Source organism: Kordia sp. (genome assembly GCF_965283645.1).
Taxonomy (GTDB): Bacteria; Bacteroidota; Bacteroidia; order Flavobacteriales; family Flavobacteriaceae; genus Kordia.
On sequence record NZ_CBDIPG010000001.1, the window covers coordinates 3,126,527 to 3,146,456 of the forward strand.

The 19,930-nt window shown below is 33.7% G+C and carries 22 protein-coding genes; 7 read left to right on the forward strand and 15 right to left on the reverse strand.

The genetic code is table 11. From position 1 onward, the window contains the following. Positions 1 to 4: 4 nt before the first annotated feature. The 15 genes from ACQ654_RS13740 to ACQ654_RS13810 form a co-directional block, all read right to left on the reverse strand. On the reverse strand, positions 5 to 601 hold the full coding sequence (locus tag ACQ654_RS13740) for a hypothetical protein (RefSeq protein ID WP_430410909.1): 597 nt from the start codon (positions 599 to 601) through the stop codon (positions 5 to 7). Next, positions 585 to 1,145, reverse strand: coding sequence for a hypothetical protein (locus tag ACQ654_RS13745; protein ID WP_430410910.1), 561 nt, complete (start codon positions 1,143 to 1,145; stop codon positions 585 to 587). Before ACQ654_RS13745 ends, ACQ654_RS13740 begins: the two co-directional genes overlap by 17 nt. Positions 1,146 to 1,162: 17 nt before the next feature. Next, positions 1,163 to 2,365 carry a UDP-N-acetyl-D-mannosamine dehydrogenase gene (gene wecC / locus ACQ654_RS13750; RefSeq protein ID WP_430410911.1) on the reverse strand — a complete coding sequence of 401 codons (1,203 nt, stop codon included), beginning with the start codon at positions 2,363 to 2,365 and terminating at the stop codon, positions 1,163 to 1,165. A 6-nt stretch (positions 2,366 to 2,371) separates the two neighbouring features. Further along, a complete protein-coding gene (gene wecB, locus ACQ654_RS13755) occupies positions 2,372 to 3,496 on the reverse strand; it encodes a non-hydrolyzing UDP-N-acetylglucosamine 2-epimerase (protein WP_430410913.1) in 1,125 nt (374 codons plus the stop codon). A 31-nt stretch (positions 3,497 to 3,527) separates the two neighbouring features. Further along, positions 3,528 to 4,787: a nucleotide sugar dehydrogenase gene (locus tag ACQ654_RS13760; protein ID WP_430410915.1), complete on the reverse strand. Its 1,260-nt coding sequence runs from the start codon at positions 4,785 to 4,787 to the stop codon at positions 3,528 to 3,530. Next, positions 4,777 to 5,772, reverse strand: a complete 996-nt coding sequence (locus ACQ654_RS13765; protein WP_430410916.1) for an SDR family oxidoreductase — start codon at positions 5,770 to 5,772, stop codon at positions 4,777 to 4,779. The genes ACQ654_RS13760 and ACQ654_RS13765 overlap by 11 nt, the downstream gene beginning before the upstream one ends. Before the next feature lie 106 nt (positions 5,773 to 5,878). Then, on the reverse strand, positions 5,879 to 6,679 hold the full coding sequence (gene cysQ, locus ACQ654_RS13770; RefSeq protein WP_430410917.1) for a 3'(2'),5'-bisphosphate nucleotidase CysQ: 801 nt from the start codon (positions 6,677 to 6,679) through the stop codon (positions 5,879 to 5,881). Position 6,680: 1 nt separating this feature from the next. After that, complete coding sequence (gene rfbD / locus ACQ654_RS13775) at positions 6,681 to 7,535, reverse strand: dTDP-4-dehydrorhamnose reductase (RefSeq protein ID WP_430410918.1); 855 nt, start codon at positions 7,533 to 7,535, stop codon at positions 6,681 to 6,683. Then, positions 7,532 to 8,065: a dTDP-4-dehydrorhamnose 3,5-epimerase gene (gene rfbC / locus ACQ654_RS13780; RefSeq protein ID WP_430410919.1), complete on the reverse strand. Its 534-nt coding sequence runs from the start codon at positions 8,063 to 8,065 to the stop codon at positions 7,532 to 7,534. The genes rfbD and rfbC overlap by 4 nt, the downstream gene beginning before the upstream one ends. Positions 8,066 to 8,075: 10 nt before the next feature. Next, a complete protein-coding gene (gene rfbA, locus ACQ654_RS13785; RefSeq protein WP_430410920.1) occupies positions 8,076 to 8,933 on the reverse strand; it encodes a glucose-1-phosphate thymidylyltransferase RfbA in 858 nt (285 codons plus the stop codon). A gap of 3 nt (positions 8,934 to 8,936) precedes the next feature. Further along, positions 8,937 to 9,956, reverse strand: coding sequence for a dTDP-glucose 4,6-dehydratase (gene rfbB / locus ACQ654_RS13790; RefSeq protein WP_430410921.1), 1,020 nt, complete (start codon positions 9,954 to 9,956; stop codon positions 8,937 to 8,939). After that, the gene (locus tag ACQ654_RS13795) at positions 9,949 to 11,034 is read right to left on the reverse strand and encodes a hypothetical protein (protein WP_430410922.1); all 1,086 of its coding nucleotides are present in this window, start codon (positions 11,032 to 11,034) and stop codon (positions 9,949 to 9,951) included. Before ACQ654_RS13795 ends, rfbB begins: the two co-directional genes overlap by 8 nt. Before the next feature lie 8 nt (positions 11,035 to 11,042). Further along, positions 11,043 to 12,740, reverse strand: coding sequence for a DUF6909 family protein (locus tag ACQ654_RS13800; protein ID WP_430410923.1), 1,698 nt, complete (start codon positions 12,738 to 12,740; stop codon positions 11,043 to 11,045). A 42-nt stretch (positions 12,741 to 12,782) separates the two neighbouring features. Then, positions 12,783 to 14,282 (reverse strand): GH3 auxin-responsive promoter family protein, encoded by a 1,500-nt coding sequence (locus tag ACQ654_RS13805; protein ID WP_430410924.1) that lies wholly within the window; start codon positions 14,280 to 14,282, stop codon positions 12,783 to 12,785. A 39-nt stretch (positions 14,283 to 14,321) separates the two neighbouring features. Further along, positions 14,322 to 15,194, reverse strand: a complete 873-nt coding sequence (locus ACQ654_RS13810; RefSeq protein WP_430410925.1) for a M23 family metallopeptidase — start codon at positions 15,192 to 15,194, stop codon at positions 14,322 to 14,324. Between the two features lie 128 nt (positions 15,195 to 15,322). Here ACQ654_RS13810 and tatA point away from each other — a divergent pair, with 128 nt between their 5' ends. The 7 genes from tatA (at position 15,323) to ACQ654_RS13845 (ending at position 19,905) form a co-directional block, all read left to right on the forward strand. Then, complete coding sequence (gene tatA, locus ACQ654_RS13815) at positions 15,323 to 15,508, forward strand: twin-arginine translocase TatA/TatE family subunit (protein WP_430410926.1); 186 nt, start codon at positions 15,323 to 15,325, stop codon at positions 15,506 to 15,508. Between the two features lie 125 nt (positions 15,509 to 15,633). Further along, a complete protein-coding gene (locus ACQ654_RS13820; protein ID WP_430410927.1) occupies positions 15,634 to 16,284 on the forward strand; it encodes a hypothetical protein in 651 nt (216 codons plus the stop codon). Between the two features lie 71 nt (positions 16,285 to 16,355). Continuing rightward, the gene (locus ACQ654_RS13825; protein ID WP_430410928.1) at positions 16,356 to 16,856 is read left to right on the forward strand and encodes a hypothetical protein; all 501 of its coding nucleotides are present in this window, start codon (positions 16,356 to 16,358) and stop codon (positions 16,854 to 16,856) included. Between the two features lie 4 nt (positions 16,857 to 16,860). Beyond that, on the forward strand, positions 16,861 to 17,619 hold the full coding sequence (locus ACQ654_RS13830) for an LVIVD repeat-containing protein (RefSeq protein ID WP_430410929.1): 759 nt from the start codon (positions 16,861 to 16,863) through the stop codon (positions 17,617 to 17,619). Between the two features lie 226 nt (positions 17,620 to 17,845). Continuing rightward, positions 17,846 to 18,334, forward strand: a complete 489-nt coding sequence (locus ACQ654_RS13835) for a Crp/Fnr family transcriptional regulator (protein ID WP_430410930.1) — start codon at positions 17,846 to 17,848, stop codon at positions 18,332 to 18,334. Positions 18,335 to 18,399: 65 nt separating this feature from the next. Beyond that, positions 18,400 to 19,254: an acyl-CoA thioester hydrolase/BAAT C-terminal domain-containing protein gene (locus tag ACQ654_RS13840; protein ID WP_430410931.1), complete on the forward strand. Its 855-nt coding sequence runs from the start codon at positions 18,400 to 18,402 to the stop codon at positions 19,252 to 19,254. Positions 19,255 to 19,287: 33 nt separating this feature from the next. Then, complete coding sequence (locus ACQ654_RS13845; protein WP_430410932.1) at positions 19,288 to 19,905, forward strand: hypothetical protein; 618 nt, start codon at positions 19,288 to 19,290, stop codon at positions 19,903 to 19,905. The last annotated feature ends 25 nt before the right edge of the window (positions 19,906 to 19,930 follow it).

Genomic DNA, 19,930 nt, shown 5'->3' on the forward strand with positions numbered 1-19,930 from the left:
TGTACTATTTTAAACTCACATTCTCGATAATCCAATAACGCAAGTTTGCCTTTCCCTCTTCGTTGTAGAGATAAAATTTTGAGTAGGCTATTTCTTTTGGTTCAAACTTAAAATCACGCAATACAACACAAATTTCATCCGCTAATAAAAAAGGAGTTGTTAAGACGCCCATGGTTTTAATTCCTTTTTTTTGTAATATTTCATCCTGAAAATCAGCTTTATTCTTAGGTTTCAGAATCATTCCTATTTTCCATTTAGAAAGTTCGTCAAAGTTTGTATGTACCGCATCCACAATCCATACAAATGTATACGTGTTATTTTTATCGTTCTTATACACATACACTTCTTTAAAAGCTATTTCAGATGAAAAAGCATGTGCGTTAGTAGTAATGCGTTGAGGAACTGTATACACTCTTTTTGAAAATTGTATATCAGGTAACTGACTTTTGATTTTTGCTATTTCTGAAGCTGTATTTTGTATTGTTCTTTCTTTTGTACATCCAAAAACAAATACTAGTAATAAAAAGAAAACACTTACGCTGATTTTATGTAAGTGTTTCTTTTTTATGCTGTTAATATATGAATTAAGGCAATACAACATCTTTAGTGTTATAGTAATTCTTATTCATATCATTATTGTTGTTATATAGGTACAATCTTAATAATGAAATTTCTTTAGGAATAATTTTAAATCCTTCTAAAACCACAACAACTTCATCGCCCATCATTTTCGGATCAGCCAATGTACCTGTTGTTTTGTATCCTTTTTTTGCATCGCTTGCATTTTCAAACTTTGTTGGATCTTTTGCAAAGAAATACATTCCTATTTTCCACTCTTTCAACTTATCAAAGTTTGTCATTTTGTCATTGATTACAAAAACGAGTGTATGCGTGTTTTCAGCTGTTTTTAATACATTAATTTCTTCAAATACAATATCATCTTCAAAGGAATGAGGAACAGCAGACAAGTTAATTAAACTTGGATCTTCAAGTAAATTTACTTCTGCTTTCGCGAAATTATATTTTGGCTCTTCTTTTTTTACTTCTTCTTTTTTAACAACATCTGTTTCTTTTTTTTCCTTTTTGTCAGATCCACAACTAAAACATAAGGTTACTAATGAAAGTATTACAATTATTTTTTTCATAATTCGGTTTATTTATTTTATTTAAAAACACCACAAAAATCGAGTGTGTTATTCGTTTTTTCTAATCTTGTAAATTCTTTGTGTGCTACCAAATATACAATAATATCTGCAGCAGTTAACGCTTCTTCTACTTCGTATATTGTAAAGTCGTCATGCGATTTTATATTTGGCTCTACAGCCATTACGTCAAATCCTTCTTCAATGAGTGTATTGGTAACTAATAACGCTGGTGATTCACGTAAATCGTCAATATTTGGTTTAAATGCCAATCCCATACAAGCAATTTTGGCATCACGTCCGTTATCTAGTTTAAACTGTAATGCAGTGCTTTTTGTTTTTTCAATTGCCCACTCAGTTTTGTAGTTGTTAATTTCTCTTGCCGCACGAATAATTTTCGCTTTCTTAGGAAATTCAGAAACAATAAACCAAGGATCTACTGCGATACAATGTCCTCCAACTCCAGTTCCAGGCTGTAAAATGTTTACTCTTGGATGTTTATTTGCTAAGTTGATGAGTTCCCAAACATTAATTCCTGCTTCATCACAAATCATTGAAAGTTCGTTTGCAAAGGCAATTTGAACATCTCTTGATGAGTTTTCAACCAATTTACACATTTCTGCTGTTTTCGAATTGGTTTTGTGCAATTCTCCTTTTACAAAATGTCTGTAGAATTTTACGGCTCTTTCCGTAGATGCTTCATCAATTCCACCAATAGCTCTGTCATTATGCTCTAGTTCGTATATTACGTTTCCTGGCAATACACGTTCTGGACAGTATGCCATGAATAGTTTCCCTTTCAATTCTGGACGTTCTGCATTGATAATAGCTTGCATTTTTTCGGTAGTTCCTACAGGACTTGTAGATTCTACAATGACCAATGCGCCTTCTCGTAAGGTTGGCAATAATGCTCTTGTTGCCGCTTCTACATACGAAATATCTGGTTCATGATCACCTTTAAATGGTGTTGGAACCGCAATTAAGTACACGTCTGCTTCAACAGGTGATGTACTTGCTTGTAAGTATCCATCTTTTACTACTTTGTGTACCAAACCATCTAAATCTGGCTCTACAATGTGAATTTCACCTTTATTAATCGTATCAACTACGCTTTGGTGAATATCAACTCCTGTTACTTTAATTTCTTTACTAGCGATTAACGCTGCGGTAGGAAGTCCAATATATCCTAGACCTACCATAACAACACTTGGTTTGTTTGCCATGATGTATTATAATTTTGACATGTATTTTACAATTTTATCACACGCTGTTCCGTCTCCGTAAGGATTATGAAGCTTGCTCATTTTGTGATATGCTGATTCGTCTGTTAGTAATTTTGTAGCTTCAGTAATAATTTTATCCGTATTTGTTCCTACTAATAAAACCGTTCCTGCATCTACAGCTTCTGGGCGTTCTGTGGTGTCTCTCATTACCAAAACTGGCTTTCCTAAACTTGGCGCTTCTTCTTGAACACCACCACTATCCGTAATTATTAAACTCGATTTGTCCATTAACCAAACAAAAGCCGGATATGATAACGGATTTATTAGGTTTACATTGTCAATGTCTGCTAATAATTCGTATACAGGTTTTTGTACGTTTGGATTTAAGTGAACAGGATAAATAATTTGTGTGTCAGGATGGTTTACCGCTATTTGTTTTAAAGCACTACAAATATTGATAAATCCTTGTCCGTGATTTTCTCTACGATGTCCTGTTACTAAAATTAATCGTTTTGAGGTATCAAGCACACTTTTTAAATCTTCTATTTCTTGATCTTCAAATCCGTCCGATTTTACTTTGTTTGCGCTAAAGTGTAACGCGTCAATTACCGTATTTCCAGTAATAAGTATGTTTTCATCTGCTACATTTTCGTTTAGCAGATTTTGTTTTGATGTTTCTGTTGGAGAAAAGTGATAGTCACAAATACTTCCTGTAACACATCTGTTAATTTCTTCTGGAAAAGGTGATCTTTTGTTGAAAGTACGCAATCCTGCTTCTACATGACATACTTTTGCACCTGAGTAAAAAGCGGCAATACTTGTTGCCATTGTCGTAGTTGTATCTCCATGAACATATACGTAATCTGGTTGAAATTCTTCCAACACAGGTTTTAAATTCATGATAATATCCGAAGTTAGTCCATATAAATTCTGGTTTGGCTTCATTAAATCTAAATCGTAATCTGGTGTAATTTCAAAGAATGAAAGTACTTGATCTAGCATTTCTCTATGTTGTGCAGTGATACACACTTTTGTTTCAAAAGTATCTTGGTGTTTTAAAAACTCCTTTACCAATGGTGCCATTTTGATGGCTTCTGGTCGTGTACCAAATACAATTAGATTTTTTTTCATTTATTCTCTACTATTTTTATCGTTAAAACGATTATAATCTTTCTGTTACAATTGATTTTGGGAGGAAATTTTTCGCGTCAAAAATAATACATCCTTCTTTAAAAAAGGGCGTTACATCAATTTTATTGAAACTTTTATGTGCAACTGCCAAGATAATCGCTGATGTGTCTTTAGAAATCGACGAAACCAACTCTATATCATATGTCGTTTTAACTTCTGAAGCATTTACATTGTCATCAAATACCTCAACGTTAATTCCGTATTCTGTAAGTTCACGTACAATATCAATGACTCTTGTGTTTCTAATGTCAGGACAATTTTCTTTAAAAGTGATTCCCAAAATGGTCACTTTTGCACCTTTGACTAGTTTTCCTTGTTTTATAATGAGTTTTACAACGCGTTCCGCAATGTATTTACCCATGTTATCGTTTATTTTTCTTCCTGCTAAGATAACTTGCGGATTGTATCCTACACTTTCTGCCTTGTATGTTAGGTAATACGGATCAACGCCAATGCAATGTCCGCCAACTAATCCTGGTGTAAATGGTAAAAAGTTCCACTTTGTTCCTGCAGCTTGTAATACTTCATGTGTATCAATACCTAGTTTTCCAAAAATTAATGCCAATTCGTTTACAAACGCAATGTTGATATCTCGTTGTGAGTTTTCAATCACTTTTGCAGCTTCGGCAACTTTTATAGAGGAAGCTTTGAATGTTCCTACAGTGATTATACTTCCGTATAATTCATCAACCAAATTTGCAATTTCAGGCGTGCTACCCGAAGTTACTTTGACAATATTGTTAACTCTATGCTTTTTGTCTCCTGGGTTTATCCGTTCTGGCGAATAGCCACAAAAGAAATCTTTATTAAACGTTAAACCGCTTTTTTCTTCCAGAATTGGCACACAAACTTCTTCTGTACAACCCGGAAATACCGTAGATTCATAAATTACGATATCATCTTTACTTAGTACGGAACCAACTAATTTTGAAGCCGCTTCTAGTGGAGATAAGTCTGGAAATTTATGAACAGTTATTGGTGTCGGAACCGTAACTATGTACACCGTTGCTTTGGCAATAGCTTCCGCCTTGTTAGTGTATTGCAATGTTGTTGCTTGTTGCAACTCTTCAGTACTTACTTCAAGTGTATGATCTTTTCCTTGTTGCAGTTCTTGAATTCGTGCTTCATTGATATCATATCCGATGACTTGGAATCCTTTTTTGCTAAATTCAACAGCTAAAGGCAACCCAACATATCCTAATCCTATTATGGAAATTACCTTATTGTTCATTTTTTACAGCTTGTTTTTTAAAGAAATCGTATGTAATTGCTAATCCGTCACGTACGGTATAGGCTGGTTTGTACCCTATTAGTTGTTGTGCTTTTGAAATATCTGCTAATGAATCGCGTACATCTCCAATTCTGCTTTCACCATAAGATGCTTCAACAGTACTGTTAGAAATGTTTTTGATATAATTCCACAAATCGTTCACGCTAATACGATCTCCAACGGCTACATTAATTACTTCATGTTGCTGTATTTCAGCAAATAACGATTTCATATTTGCTTGCACTACATTTTCGACAAATGTAAAGTCTCTGGTTTGATTTCCATCACCATTGATTGTTACTTTTGTGTTATGTATTCCTGCGTTGAAAAACAGCGGAATTACCGCCGCATACGCACCTTTTACATTTTGTTTCGGCCCAAAAACGTTAAAATAACGCAATCCTACTGTGTGAAAATCAAAATGCTTTGAGATATTTTCTGCGTATAATTCATTTACATATTTCGTAATTGCATACGGAGATAATGGTTTTCCAATGACTTCTTCCTTTTTTGGCAATGCTTTGCTGTCTCCGTACGTACTTGAAGAAGCCGCATATATCATTCGTTTTACACCAGCATCACGCGAAGCGATCATCATGTTTAAAAAACCTGAAACATTTACTGCATTCGCAGAAATTGGATCGTTAAACGAGCGAGGCACAGAACCTAATGCCGCTTGATGCAATACAAAATCCATTGAATCTACTGCGTTTTTACAGGTTTCCAAGTCTCTGATATCTCCTAGAATAAATTCAAAATTCGGATTCGATTCAAATGCTGCAATGTTGTGTTTAAAACCTGTTGCTAAATTGTCCAATACACGAACTTTTTTAGCGTTGTGTTTTAGTAGGTATTCAACTAAGTTAGCTCCTATAAATCCTGCGCCACCTGTAATTAAAAAACGATAGTTTTCGAGGCTTCCTTGATGATATACTTTTTGGTACATAGTGCAATTATTGGGTGCAAAACTAGCCATAAAATTTTACACTAGAAAATAAATGAATTTTAAGGGGAAATACCCTTTTTTATAAGGGTTTTTATCCCCTTTTGTTTTATCCTATTTTTCGAACAATAAACCACGGATTTAGTAGGTTTTTCTTGTTGTATTTTAGTGGTTTATCTGTTTCTAGCGAATACACTTCTATACCAACAGCGTTACAAATAGCTTGTCCTGCCGCTGTGTCCCACTCCATTGTTGGTGCGTATCGCGGATAGGAAGTTGCTTTTCCTTCTGCTATTAAGCAAAATTTTATGGAACTTCCTGCTTTTACAAGCGTTACTTTTTTATGTTCCGCTTTGAGTCGGGCAATGAGATCATATACTTGTGCATTGGTGTACGATCTGCTCGATGTTATTTTAACAACATCATTTTTTTCTTCTGGAAAAATTTCAGTAGCATTCTGTACTATTTCCGTTGTTATTTGATGTGTTTCCAACTCTAGTTTGAACGCTTTTTTTTCTGCAGTTATTGCAAAATAGAGTGTTTTCGTTACTGGAATGTATATGATTCCTAGGATTGGTTTGTCGTTATCAATTAGAGCAATGTTTACAGTAAATTCGCCATTTCGTTTGATAAATTCTCTTGTTCCGTCTAATGGATCTACACACCAACATTGCGACCAGTGTTTACGAATTTCGTAACTGCTATGCTCTCCTTCTTCACTGATTACAGGAATGTTTGTTGATTTGAGTGCCTGTTCGATATATTCACTTGCTTTTTTGTCGGCAATTGTTACAGGAGAATCGTCTGGTTTTATTTCTATTTCGAAGTTTTCATTTTCATAGATATCCATAATGATTGAACCTGCATGCACTGCAGCTTCAATGGCGTTGTATAGATGAGATTGTACCAAATTAGGAATGATTTTTCATGAGATTCCGTAGACTTTCCTGCCATGAAATGGTTTTGATAAGGTTACGAACTTTCGTTTTGTCTAATACACTATTATCTGGACGTGCAGCTTTTGTTTTGTAACTATCAATGCTTCTTAGTGAAGGTTTTTCAGCTTCTGCTAGATTCAGATTTTGAATGATTTCCTTCGTGAAATCGTACCAAGTGGCTTCGCCTTCATTACTGAAATGGTAAACTCCAAAATCTTTGGTATCTGTTTTGATGATTGCTACAACTAATTCCGCTAAATCGTTTGCATTGGTTGGCGTTCCTTTTTGTTCGGTAGTAATTGTCAAGTTTGCTTTTTCTGCAACTTTTCGCAACATTGTTTTGTAGAAGTTGTTGCCAAATTCGGCATAGAGCCAAGACGTACGAATGATGAAATAGTTTTGAAACGTTTCTTGAATATACTGTTCGCCTTTTAGTTTGGAAGCTCCGTATACACTTATCGGATTTGTAATATCTGTTTCTACGTATGGTGTTTGTTTTTTACCATCAAACACATAATCTGTAGAGATATGAATGAGTGTTGTATGATGCTTTTTGCATGTTTCCGCCAATAGTTTTGCTGCTGCTGCATTTACCAAATACGCCTTTTCTTCTTCACTTTCTGCTAATTCTACGTTTGTGTACGCGGCACAATTGACACAGTAATCAATTGTATTATTTTCAAAATAGTCATGTATAGCTTTTGCATTTGTAATGTCTAATTCGCTTGACGATTTGAATTGAAATGAAATATCAGTAAACTGATGTCGGATTTTTTGAATACATTGTCCTAATTGACCGTTAGCACCTGTAACTAAAACCGTTTTCATAGTGTTATAGATTTCAAAGTGGGCAATATTTTATCTTTGTCAGAAAGTACTATTTCATCTTCTGAAAGCATCCAATCTATGGCAATATCTGGATCGTTGTACATAATCCCTGATTCTGATTCTTTGTTCCAGAAGTTATCACATTTATAGGCAAATATGGTATCGTCTTCTAAAACGGCAAAACCATGTGCAAAACCGCGTGGTACAAATAGTTGTTTGTTGTTTGTATCGTTTAAAACGATGGAGAAATGTTGTCCAAATGTTTCAGAATTTGGTCTTATATCCACCGCAATATCTAATACTTCTCCGCGAATGACACGTACGAGTTTTGCTTGTGCATGTTCTCCTTTTTGGAAATGTAATCCACGCAATACTCCTTTTTGAGATGTGGATTGGTTGTCTTGTACAAACTGTACTTTAGCAGGAAATTTTTCTTGGTTGTAACTTTCCATAAAGTTTCCTCTAGAATCCCCAAATACTTGAGGTTCTATAACAAAACAGCCTGCTAATGGTGTGTGTGTAATATTCAAGACGTTGTTTTTATTGTATTTCTAAAAGATGTTTTCCGTAACCACTTTTTAATAATGGTTTTGCAAGTTCATCTAGTTGTTTTTTGGTGATGAATCCCATTCTGTACGCGGCTTCTTCAATAGCACCAATTTTGAGTCCTTGACGTTCTTCAATGACTTGTACAAATTGTGAAGCTTGCATTAATGAGTTAAATGTTCCTGTGTCTAACCAAGCTGTTCCTTTATCGAGAATGCTGACACTTAGTTTTCCTTTTTCGAGATATACACGATTTACATCCGTAATTTCGAGTTCGCCACGTTTGCTGGGTTTTATGTTTTTGGCAATTTCTACAACGTCATTGTCATAGAAATAGATCCCTGGAACTGCATAGTTTGATTTTGGTTTTAATGGCTTTTCTTCTATGGAAATAGCATTTCCGTCAGCGTCAAATTCTACAACTCCGTACCGTTCTGGATCGTGTACGTGGTATGCATAAATAATTCCTCCATTTGGATCGTTGTTGGCTTGTAATAGAGACGCCAAACCAGATCCGTAAAATATGTTGTCTCCTAAGATTAAAGCAACTTTATCGTTTCCGATGAATTTCTCACCAATAATAAACGCTTCTGCTAAACCGTTTGGATTTTCTTGTATTTCGTAATGAAATTCGCAACCAAAGTTTTTTCCATCGCCTAGTAGTTTTTGAAATAATGGCAAATCTTGTGGTGTGGAAATGATAAGTATTTCACGAATTCCTGCACTTATTAAGGTAGAAACAGGATAGTATATCATAGGTTTGTCATATACAGGCATTAATTGCTTGCTTACGGCTAACGTAAGTGGATGCAATCGTGTTCCTGATCCTCCTGCTAATACTATTCCCTTCATTTTTTATTTTGTTGTGTATTTAGCTAAATACCATTCAATTGTTTTTAAAATGCCCGATTCAAAGTTTTCTGCGGCTTTCCAACCGAGTTCATTTTCTATTTTAGTTGCATCAATAGCGTATCTAAAATCATGTCCAGGTCTGTCTTTTACAAATGTGATTTGCTCTTTGTAGGAAGCAGTTTTAGGCTGTAATTTGTCTAATAATTCACATATTGTAGTTGCAATATACACATTGTTGCGCTCATTTCGTCCACCAATGTTGTAGGTTTCACCTGATTTTCCTGTTTGATAAACTAGATGAATTCCTTTGCAATGATCTAATACGTACAACCAATCACGAATGTTTGTTCCATCACCATAGATTGGAATGTTTTCACCAAAGATTGCTTTTCTAATGATGGTTGGAATTAATTTTTCATCGTGTTGTTTTGGTCCGTAATTGTTGGAACAGTTTGTTGTTACGACATTCATTCCATACGTATGGAAATAACTACGTACTATAAAATCAGATGATGCTTTGGAAGCACTATACGGACTGTTTGGCGCGTATGAAGTACTTTCGGTAAACAAACCAGTTTCTCCTAATGTTCCGTATACTTCGTCTGTTGATATGTGATGAAAGCGGCAGTTTTCGCAGCCTTCTTTCACTTGATTTGGCCCATTCATCCACTGTTTTTTAGCAACATCTAACACGTTAAATGTTCCTAATATATTGGTTTGAATAAACGCATCTGGATTTTTGATAGAGTTGTCTACATGCGATTCTGCGGCAAAGTGAATGACCGCTGTAAAATCGTATTTCGCAAACAATTTTTCTAGTAAAGCCCTGTTACAAATATCACCTTCTACAAACGTATAATTTGCGTTATTTTGTACTTCTACTAGGTTTTGCTCATCACCTGCATAGGTAAGTTTATCAAGGTTCACAACTAGTGTATCTTGGTGTTGTTCCAAGAAATACGGAATATAGTTTGATCCTATAAAACCTGCTCCTCCTGTTATAAGTACGGCATTTTTAGGCATCTAATCGTTTGTTTTCTTCGTATGTATTTAAGAAGCTGTTTAACTCTCTTAAAAATATAAATAGTAATAATAGTATGAGCGTGATTATTGGAATTTTGAAAAGGAAGCTATCAAAAAAGCTTTTTATTTCTGACCCTGGAGAGAAGTCATTTAATACTTCTATGGTTTCTCCTCCAAAATCTTTTTCTGCTTTCAGTTTTAAAATTTCTTTTGAGATTTTTTCATTAAGTGCAAAAAGTTCAATTTCGTTCGTTTTTATCGTACTAGCAGACATTTGAATGTTTGTCTGTGCAGAACTTGTTTTACCAGCTTCACTTAAAATAGATTTATTGTAGACTTCACGTAAAGTATCAATAGATTGAAGTTGTTTTTCGAGTCCTTTTTGCTCTTCAGTAAGAGTACGTAAACGAATATCTTTCGACTTTTTTATGAAATTGTTCTCTATCTTATAGCTAACTAATTCTTCTTGCAGAGCACTAAAAATACCTTGTTGAAAAGACGCTACACTTATTTTGTGTCTTTTATATTCTAAAGGATCAATACTACTTTTAAACTTTCCGAAGTCTATATAATTTTTGATAATAGTAGTATCTGTAGACTTCATAAAGTCATCGTATGCTATTATAATATCATTTTCTGTTACGTGTGGCTCAATATAAAATCCTGCTATTTTATTTGCATCAGATGGATCAATACCAAATATTGTAGCCAACATAACACTGTCTTTTTCTTTTGCTAAGTTATTGTAATAACTAATGTTGGAATATAATTGTCTTGCACTTCCATAGTTTGCATTTACAATGATATTGGATCTGTATACCGTTTCTTGTCTGGAGTCAATGAACCATCCTATAACAAGACTTAAAACCCCAACAATTGCAAACTTCAAAATGTGAACTCTAATTATGATTAATACTTTTATTAATAAATCAAATATTAGCAGTAATACATTCTTGATAAAAGAAAATATTTTATTGAAAATATTTCCAATAATGGTAAATAAATCTCCTAAATCTATCTCTTTGTCTTTGTTAGATTTTGATGATGTTTCAGGTGTGTTTTGAACATTCTCGCTCATATCCTTTTTTATTTGTTGTTTAATAGTTGTTCTAATATTTTTCTTGTAATTAAGTATGTTGGCTTTACACCTGTTGTACCTAATCCGCCTGAAGCTAACGTGCTTCCAGTTTCTAATGGATTATCAGAAGCATAATACGCATAACGTACTTTTACATTTTCCGATATACTACTTCTAATTTTTGAAGCAGATTGAATGGCTTTTTGATAATGCGCACCTTCCATTTCTAAACCAATCACATTCCAAGTAGAGTTGTGAAAGAATTTTAAAATGTCTTTGTTTTGCAACGATGTACCTAAAACTGTAATCATTGAACCTTCAAATACTTGTAATCCGTGACCTTCTAAGGCCTCTTTTTTCAATTCGTTTTCAAAAGGATAGTTGTCCGCAGTTCCTTCAAATATGTGTGCTGACGGAATCATAATATCTCCTTTTCCTCCTTCTAATATTCCTGCTTTCCCCATAATAGAGATTGAAGCAACATTTAGGTATTCTTTGTGCTTTTTGTTTCCGTTTATGTATGGTTTTAAAAACTCATCTATGGTTTCATAGGCTTGCTCTCCAAACGCATAATCCATTACAAATAATACGGGTTTTTCAGCATCTGTTTCTGCACAACAAGTGTACGATGTTTTGCTGTAATCAATTTTTGCCGTATCAAATATTTGCACATTGATGTTGGTTCCTGATTCATCTTTTATGTAAATCATTCCTCTTTTCAACGCTTCTTTTTCTACTTTATTTCGAAGCACATCATTCCCTGACGTACTCAATTCTTCAAAAATATCAAACTCATTCGTAGTTTTGAGTTGTTTTTGTAATAATTTTGGCGCAAATATCGAGTTCATTACACTGTGCATGTTTGCACTAATGATATGGATAGGCCTGTGTAATAAATCGTTTTCCTTTAGTACTTTCTTTATATTGTTTGCCCAAACTTCACCATGAATATGATGTCCTAAACGCTCGCGCAACACAGGACTGAAGGTAATTGTTCTTTTTTCTCCAATACTAACTTCTTTGATAGCTAATTTTCCTAACCAATAAATGATATTTAAAAAGCGTTCAGGGTTTTCTTTGGTAGAAAATGTTTTGTGCGCATCTAATATTTCCTTAAATGTTCGTCCAAGAATATTTGCAGTATGTGTGATGGCAACTTCTCTTTCTGCCAAGGTTAATTTTTTCTTTTTGCAAACAGCCGCTTCTAGTTTTTCCCAATCGCGAGTTGTTTCGCCCTCTTCTCCAATGAGAACACGATTGCAAATTTTGTGCGATTCTATAAATAAAAACGTCAAATGCGTTAAGATATCATAGATTTCAGAACGTCCACGCGTAATTTCAATGTTCATCTGTTCTTCGTCAATACGATAACAGTTTCTTCTTCTTTTTGGTGGAATTATAACTTTAAAGTGCGAATTTTTGTAGCCTTCATCAGAAGTTAGGTTGATAAAACGACATTCTTCAATACCTATTGGCAACCGATCAATGACATATAAAAGTCCATTAATTTCTGCCTTTTCTTCTGCAACAGAGCCATATATTTCGGGGCGTAACTGTAACAAAGCCTGACGCAATGTATCTCCAGAAACGCCCATCGGTTTGTAAAATCCACGATTAAATAAATGTCTCATGGTAATGTACAAACGCTCAATTGCTCCTGATGACTCTTGTGCTCTAGTTCTTTTGTGTATTTTAATGTTACTCATATATGATTTTTCCGCACAAAAATACAAGTTAATTTGATATTTCTATGCTTTTTTCTGATTCGTTAGCATTTCCGCGATTTTTCTATCGTTAGATAACCTTGGAATTTTATTTTGTCCACCCAATTTACCAATTGATTTCATGTAGTTTTGAAAACCATCTTTTTGGATTTTTGTAATTTTTAACGGCTGCAAAACTTTCCCTTTGATAAGATCAAGGTAATAACTGTTTTGTTGTTGCAGTGAAGCATCAATTGTTGCTGCAAAAGCGTCCATGTGTTTTGGTTCTTTTTCAAATTCTATAAACCATTCATGATAGGGCAATTCATCTTCCGTATGTATTTTTGGTGCTACCGTAAATTCATTAATGCTTGCGCCAGAATTTTGCAATGCGTCATTTAATGCATGTTCTACTTCTTTTCCAATGACATGTTCTCCAAATGCTGAAATAAAATGTTTTATTCTACCTGAAACGATTACTTTATATGGTTTTAGAGATGTAAACTCTACGGTATCGCCAATATTGTAACCCCAAAGTCCGGCATTGGTTGAAATAATCATCACGTAATTTACACCAAGTTTTACATCTTTTAGAGCAACCCTAGTTGGGTTTTCGTCAAAAAAGGTGTTTGCTTCGATGAATTCATAAAAAATACCCGATTTCAACTGTAACAACATGCCTTTATCATCTTGTTGGTTTTGAAAGGCAAAAAATCCTTCACTTGCAGGATACAATTCTATGCTATCCACTTTTCTACCAATTAGGTTTTCAAATTTATTTCGATAAGGTTCATAATTGACACCGCCAAAGATGAATAGTTTGAAATCTGGAAAGACTTCGCCAATTTTTTTCCCTGTTCGTTCTTGAATGCGTTCAAAGTACATTTGAACCCACGAAGGAATTCCGCTAATAATCGCCATTTTTTCAGGCAATGTTTCATCAACAATAGCTTCTACTTTGGTTTCCCAATCTTCAATACAATTGGTTTCCCAGCTTGGCATTCTGTTTTTTTGTAAATATCCAGGTACGTAATGTGCTACAATTCCGGAAAGTCGCCCCAATTTTACGCCGTTTTCTTCTTTTAGGATTGGACTTCCTTGTAAAAAGATCATTTTTCCATTTACAAAATCAGTGTTTCCTGTTTCGGCAATGTATAGTAGAATTGCATTTCGAGCCGCTTCCACATGTGTTGGCATTGATTCTTTCGTAATTGGAATGTATTTTGCACCTGAAGTGGTTCCGGATGTTTTTGCAAAGTATAACGGTTTTCCTTTCCAGAGAATATCCGATTCTCCAGCAACAACACGTTCTACATAAGGTTTTAAACTTTCATAATCACGAATGGGAACGCGTTTTACAAAATCTTCATAGGAATGAATATTTTCAAAATCATGATCTTTCCCGAAAGCCGTATTTTTTGCTTGCTTTATAAGTTGTTTGAATACTTTTTCTTGCGTTTTGATAGGTTTTTTTGCCCATTTATACACGTTCTTTCGAATGTGTTTGGCAAAAGGTTTGGCAAGTAAAGCTTTTAAAGATTTCATCTGTTTGTTTGTTTTTTAAATTTGATCAGATGTAATTTTTTATAATTTAAAGTCAATGTATGATGTTGGGTTTACAGAATAGCCTTCACTCCACAATTCGAAATGCAAATGTGGTCCTGTGGTCAATTCGCCTGTATTTCCAACAGTTGCTACTACTTCTCCTGCGGTGACCAAATCGCCTTGTTGTTTGGTTAGTGTAGCATTGTGTTTGTATACTGAAATTAAGTTATTTGGATGTTCAATAATTAACACATATCCAGTAGAAACTGTCCATTCTGAGAATATGACTGTTCCGTCAGCAGTTGCTTTTACAGGTGTATCTTTTGGCGCAACAATGTCAATTGCAAAGTGTTTTTCTTTCGGATTGTATTCTTGTGTAATGTCTCCTTTTATGGGTGGAAACAATACATAGTTTACTTTGGATGTTGCCGTTTCAAATAGATTGTATTTGTCTTCTTCCGCTACTTCTTCGCGTAGTAACGAATCTTGTTTGTTAGCTGTTAAGTTGAGTTCTTCAGAATCGACCTTAAATGATTCATATAAAGAATCTTTATTAATGCTTTCGCTTTTTATTTCTCCCGTAAGGACATTTCTAATGGAAGCCATATATATAGAATCGCGCACGCGTACCTGTTGTAATGAATCTATTTTTTCGTTGAGTTCAATGGCTTTTGTTTTTAATTCCGTTGATGAATAGCCTGGAATGTATTCACGTAGTGATGTAAACGCTATAAGAAACGTAGTTAGTACAATAAGTAACAGTATCGAAAAGGTAGTCAATACAAAGACATTTAGACGTGTAAGTTTAAAGGAAACACGTTCTTCAAAAGTATCTTCGTTCAGAATGACCAAACGATACTTGTGTAAAAGCTTCTTTTTAAGTCGTTGTTTTTTCTGATTGTCTTTCGCCATAGCTCAATTATACACTACAAACTTAAAAGAAAAATATTAGGAATAATATTGTATTGCTGTGTTTTTTTATCCTTCTTTGTCGTGGTATGTATATTTATTTTTACCTTTGTAGCTTAAATTTAATCATTATGATGTCTTTAAACATGTTTTTAGCAATTCCAGGAGGAACTTCAATTATTTTAATTGTAGTTGTTGTATTACTTTTGTTCGGAGGAAGAAAAATTCCAGAATTAATGCGTGGATTAGGTAGCGGAATTAAAGAATTTAAGGATGCTACTAAAGATGATGAAGCGAAGAAAGTAGAGAAAGAATAGTTTTCTTTTTTATATAAAATAGTAAAAATCCACACGAACTTCGTGTGGATTTTTTTTTTTTTTTTGTAACAATTGCATGGTAAAAACACACCTATAATTAACAATTATATTTAAACTGTATCATATTGGAAATTACAAAAAAAGAAGTTGATCAACTTATACAGCTTGAGGAAAAGAACACCTTTTGGTCGCACTTTAGTGGAATGCTAGGGAATAATCATTTTGTAACAGGCTATGTTTCTTCTAAAGAAATTCAACTTTGGCAACGCAATAGTTGGACGATGAGTTTGTATGCCGTTTTCACCTTTACATTTAATGCACAACAACATTTAACTGATATTAAAACGGAACTCAATATTTTTGGAAAAGTTTTCTTTTATGGAATTTTTGTTGCATTAGTTTTCTTTTTTATTCCAAAAGATATTGCTTCCTATCAACAAGACAATTTTTGGATTTTTACGTGTATTAAAGTTATCTTTTTAATTATTTATGTTGTTTTTTGTAAAGTAGTGTATGAAAGTGAAAAGAGAATTCAGAAAAAAGATATTTTAGAAAAATTAGATATTGAAGTTACGGAAGAGAATACCATAAAAGAAGCGTCATTGTTCAGTATTTTTATTCGAATATTTACCTATCCTTTAGGTTTGATGACGTTATATGCTAGTGTTTTTTATTTTTTTCCTAGCCAAAAATACGTTTATGCAATTGCAGGAATGATCATTGTTTCTGCGTATTTTATAACTGATATCATGCTTCTTTTTAGAAAGAAGAAATGATAATATTATAAATTTTATTATTCTTAACGCAACCAAATTGCATTTTATGTATCTATTGTAAAAACAATAGAATGAAAGCCAACCACTTAATCGTATTCATTGCACTTATTTTCACTTCGTGTTTCTATAATGATGACAATGTAATACCAACTGTTGAACCACCAGCATCGTCTTTTGAAGCAACAACACTATTGCGTTCAGAACTAGAAACATCAATAGTACTTCAAGAAGCAAAACCAATTGCCGAAACAGGAAAAATTTATGTAAAAGAACAATACTTGTTTATTAATGAGCCATACGAAGGATTTCACATTGTAAACAACTCCGATCCGTCTAATCCAATTGTGGAAAAATTTCTTGTAACGCCTGGCGCAACTGATCTTATTTTTAAGAATGATTCATTCTACATTAACCAAGCGGTTGATCTTGTTGCGCTAAAATTTAATGCTTCTTTGGACGGAATTATTGAAACACAACGCGTTGAAAATATATTTCCACAATTATTATCTCCTGATGGATTTTTCCCTAATGTAGCACCAAATGAAATTGTTATTAACTGGACTCAAAATTAAAGATATGAATACACTAAAAATATTTATTTTATTAGTTTGCGTTGGAATTATACATACTTCTTGTGACTCAGATAGTTCAGATATAGCAAACACAACAAATGAATTTGGACAAGATGGACAATCAGGATCTTTAGCACGTTTTGTAACGTTGGAAAATTATTTGTACACCGTAGATTATCAAAACTTAAACGTGTTCAATATTAGCAATACAGAAAATCCTGTGTTGGTAAATACGATAAATGTAGGTTTCAATATTGAAACATTGTCTTCATACAAAGACTACTTATACATAGGTTCACGAAACGGAATGTTTATTTACAACGCTTCACAACTAGAAACTCCTCAACTATTGTCATCCGTACAGCATTTTACAGCTTGCGATCCCGTAATTGCAAATGATTCTCATGCTTTTGTAACCTTGAAAGGTGGAAATTTATGTGGAGAAGATTTGAATATTTTGGAAGTTTACGATGTTACAGATGCGGAAAATCCTATCTTACTATCGCAACGCAATATGATTGAACCTATAGGTTTAGGATTTTATCAAAACGATTATCTATTTGTATGTGATGATCAAGTTAAAATATTTGATATTTCTGACCCTGAAAACATGCAATTAGTACACGCAATTGATGCGGATAGTTTTGATGTTATTATTCAAAATAACTTGCTCATATTAATAGGCGAAACTGGCTTAACGCAATATATGCTGAATCCGGATGATATTCAAAATGAAACATTCTTGAGTTCATTAAGTCTGTAAAAACTAGTTTACATACATATCTATTTTGATTTCTGTAGTATAATTACCTATTAGCTGGAATGCTATATTCATTTCGTGCTGTTTATTGGTGAATACTACTTATCTTTAGAAAATATAAGTAAACTTGATTTTATAAAATTATATCGAAACAACCGAAAACATATTTGATCATTTTAAACAGTATATCAAACTTTCTGATCAGCTCAAAGCCGAATTAAAAGATAGATTGCATGTTGTTACGTTTAAAAAAGGAGAACTCGTTTTAGATGCAAATCAAGTTTCTACAAAAAGTTATTTTATCAGAAAAGGCATGCTTCGCACCTACTTTTTAAAAGATGGAAAAGAAGTAAGTGAATACTTTTGCAGTAAAGATGAGTGGATAAACTCGCCAAAAAGCTTCATGCTGCGCAAAACAGACATCTATTATATTGACGCCATTGAAACGACGGAAGCATTTTCGTTACATGTAAATGATTTGGTGTATTTGTTTGACAATTTCCCAGAAATGGAGCGTTATTCACGACTTTCTATGGGAACTATTTTTGGGCATTTAATGGAACGTATTACCTCAATGCGCTTTGCTTCTGCCAAAGAAAAATACACTCATTTTTGCGAAACCTATCATGATATTTACCATCGTATTCCGTTAGGAATGGTGGCTTCCTATATTGGCATCACGCAAGAAACATTGAGCAGAATTCGCGCTGAAAAATGATTATTTGATCTAGGTCAAAAGTTTAGAACGTATAATCAACTTACTTTGTATAAAAATAAATAACTATGATCTCATCAAAAAAATTACAATTTGTATGCTTCCTATTTTTCTTAATTTTTGCCACAACAATTGATGCGCAAGAAACACTTGCTACTAAAAACACAGAAACTGTTTTATATCTTGGAAACGGTGAAAAACAACCTTTAATTGTCGGACTCGGCGGCTCGGAAGGTGGAAACGCTTGGACAAGTGATTATTGGAAAAAAACAAGAGATCAATTTCTTGAAAAAGGCTATGCATTTTTAGCTATTGGGTATTTTAATGCAACAAACACACCTAAACTTTTAGAAAAAATAGCCATTGAAGATGTGCATAACGCTATTCTAAAAGCAACCGAAAACAAACAAGTTGATGCTGAACGAATTGCTATTATTGGTGGTTCGCGTGGCGCAGATTTAGGATTGTTAGTTGCAAGTTATTACGATGATATTGATTGTGTTGTCGGACTCGTAGCAAGTCATGCAGTTTTCCCAGGGAATACCAATCATTTTACCACTTCTACTTGGACGTATAATGGTGCTGAATTGCCGTTTATTCCTGTAAATGATGCGTCCGTGCCGTTTATTATGAAACGTGATTTACGCGGTGCTTTTTCTGCTATGTTGCAAGATACAGTAGCAGAACAAAACGCATTGATTAAAGTTGAAAACATAAAAGGACCTATTTTATTAATTTCTGCAACTGAAGATGAAGTTGCACCAACAACGCCTATGTGTAACAAAATGATTGCTAGATTGAAGCAACAGAATTTTCAATATTATACAGAACACGTTGCTATTGTTGGTTCGCATGGAGATTCATTAAAGCATTTTGAATTGGTGTTTAATTTCTTAAAACATAAATTTCCTGTAAAGAAGTAACTTATTTTTAGTGTTATTTCATAAATTCACAGGATGAAATCACTTGCTACTTTCTTTTTAATTACCATACTATTCTCGTTTGTTGCGTGCAAACAAGAAAAAGAAACTGTACCAAAATCAACACCAAATATTAATCAAGAAAAAGTTAATTCTCACGAAAGTGAAACGCCAAAAAGTATTGACCTTACGTCAAAATTAGAAGAAAAAATAACACGATTGGCAACGTTAGAACATCACTATCAAGTGAAAAGTATAGACGTTGTTTTGCCTGAAAAAACAGTACTTTTATGGCGTTTACAACATGCGTTAACGCTTAAAGATAGTTTGGCTACAATTGCTGATCTTACCAAAATTAAAAGTAATATTCATGAAGTTCGAACATCCTTTTTAAAAGGAACAAAACCAATGCGACCAAACGGAACTACCTATCCGAGAGTTACCATTGAAGAATATATTTTTAATACTCCTGAAAGCGCAAAAACAGCTTTTAACATATTGATGGAGTCCAAAAAAAATGTAGGTTTATGGACATATGTTAGCAAATCGCCAAACGCCTTATTTGTAGAAGAAAATAGAATGTATTTTATAGATTCTGGTGGGTATTATATGATGGAAATTTATTCATATATTACTGAAAAAATAAAGAATTAGTAGATACTAACATGAAATTTTGCAA

Coding starts and splice junctions, on each gene's coding strand:
- rfbB (WP_430410921.1), bottom strand. CDS start 9,956: ATGCCTAAAAATGCCGTACTTATAACAGGAGGAGCAGGTTTTATAGGA.
- ACQ654_RS13760 (WP_430410915.1), bottom strand. CDS start 4,787: ATGAACAATAAGGTAATTTCCATAATAGGATTAGGATATGTTGGGTTG.
- wecC (WP_430410911.1), bottom strand. CDS start 2,365: ATGGCAAACAAACCAAGTGTTGTTATGGTAGGTCTAGGATATATTGGA.
- wecB (WP_430410913.1), bottom strand. CDS start 3,496: ATGAAAAAAAATCTAATTGTATTTGGTACACGACCAGAAGCCATCAAA.
- tatA (WP_430410926.1), top strand. CDS start 15,323: ATGATGTCTTTAAACATGTTTTTAGCAATTCCAGGAGGAACTTCAATT.
- ACQ654_RS13830 (WP_430410929.1), top strand. CDS start 16,861: ATGAATACACTAAAAATATTTATTTTATTAGTTTGCGTTGGAATTATA.
- ACQ654_RS13745 (WP_430410910.1), bottom strand. CDS start 1,145: ATGAAAAAAATAATTGTAATACTTTCATTAGTAACCTTATGTTTTAGT.
- ACQ654_RS13765 (WP_430410916.1), bottom strand. CDS start 5,772: ATGTACCAAAAAGTATATCATCAAGGAAGCCTCGAAAACTATCGTTTT.
- ACQ654_RS13845 (WP_430410932.1), top strand. CDS start 19,288: ATGAAATCACTTGCTACTTTCTTTTTAATTACCATACTATTCTCGTTT.
- ACQ654_RS13825 (WP_430410928.1), top strand. CDS start 16,356: ATGAAAGCCAACCACTTAATCGTATTCATTGCACTTATTTTCACTTCG.
- ACQ654_RS13740 (WP_430410909.1), bottom strand. CDS start 601: ATGTTGTATTGCCTTAATTCATATATTAACAGCATAAAAAAGAAACAC.
- rfbD (WP_430410918.1), bottom strand. CDS start 7,535: ATGAAAACGGTTTTAGTTACAGGTGCTAACGGTCAATTAGGACAATGT.
- rfbA (WP_430410920.1), bottom strand. CDS start 8,933: ATGAAGGGAATAGTATTAGCAGGAGGATCAGGAACACGATTGCATCCA.
- ACQ654_RS13800 (WP_430410923.1), bottom strand. CDS start 12,740: ATGAGTAACATTAAAATACACAAAAGAACTAGAGCACAAGAGTCATCA.
- ACQ654_RS13805 (WP_430410924.1), bottom strand. CDS start 14,282: ATGAAATCTTTAAAAGCTTTACTTGCCAAACCTTTTGCCAAACACATT.
- ACQ654_RS13795 (WP_430410922.1), bottom strand. CDS start 11,034: ATGAGCGAGAATGTTCAAAACACACCTGAAACATCATCAAAATCTAAC.
- ACQ654_RS13840 (WP_430410931.1), top strand. CDS start 18,400: ATGATCTCATCAAAAAAATTACAATTTGTATGCTTCCTATTTTTCTTA.
- ACQ654_RS13810 (WP_430410925.1), bottom strand. CDS start 15,194: ATGGCGAAAGACAATCAGAAAAAACAACGACTTAAAAAGAAGCTTTTA.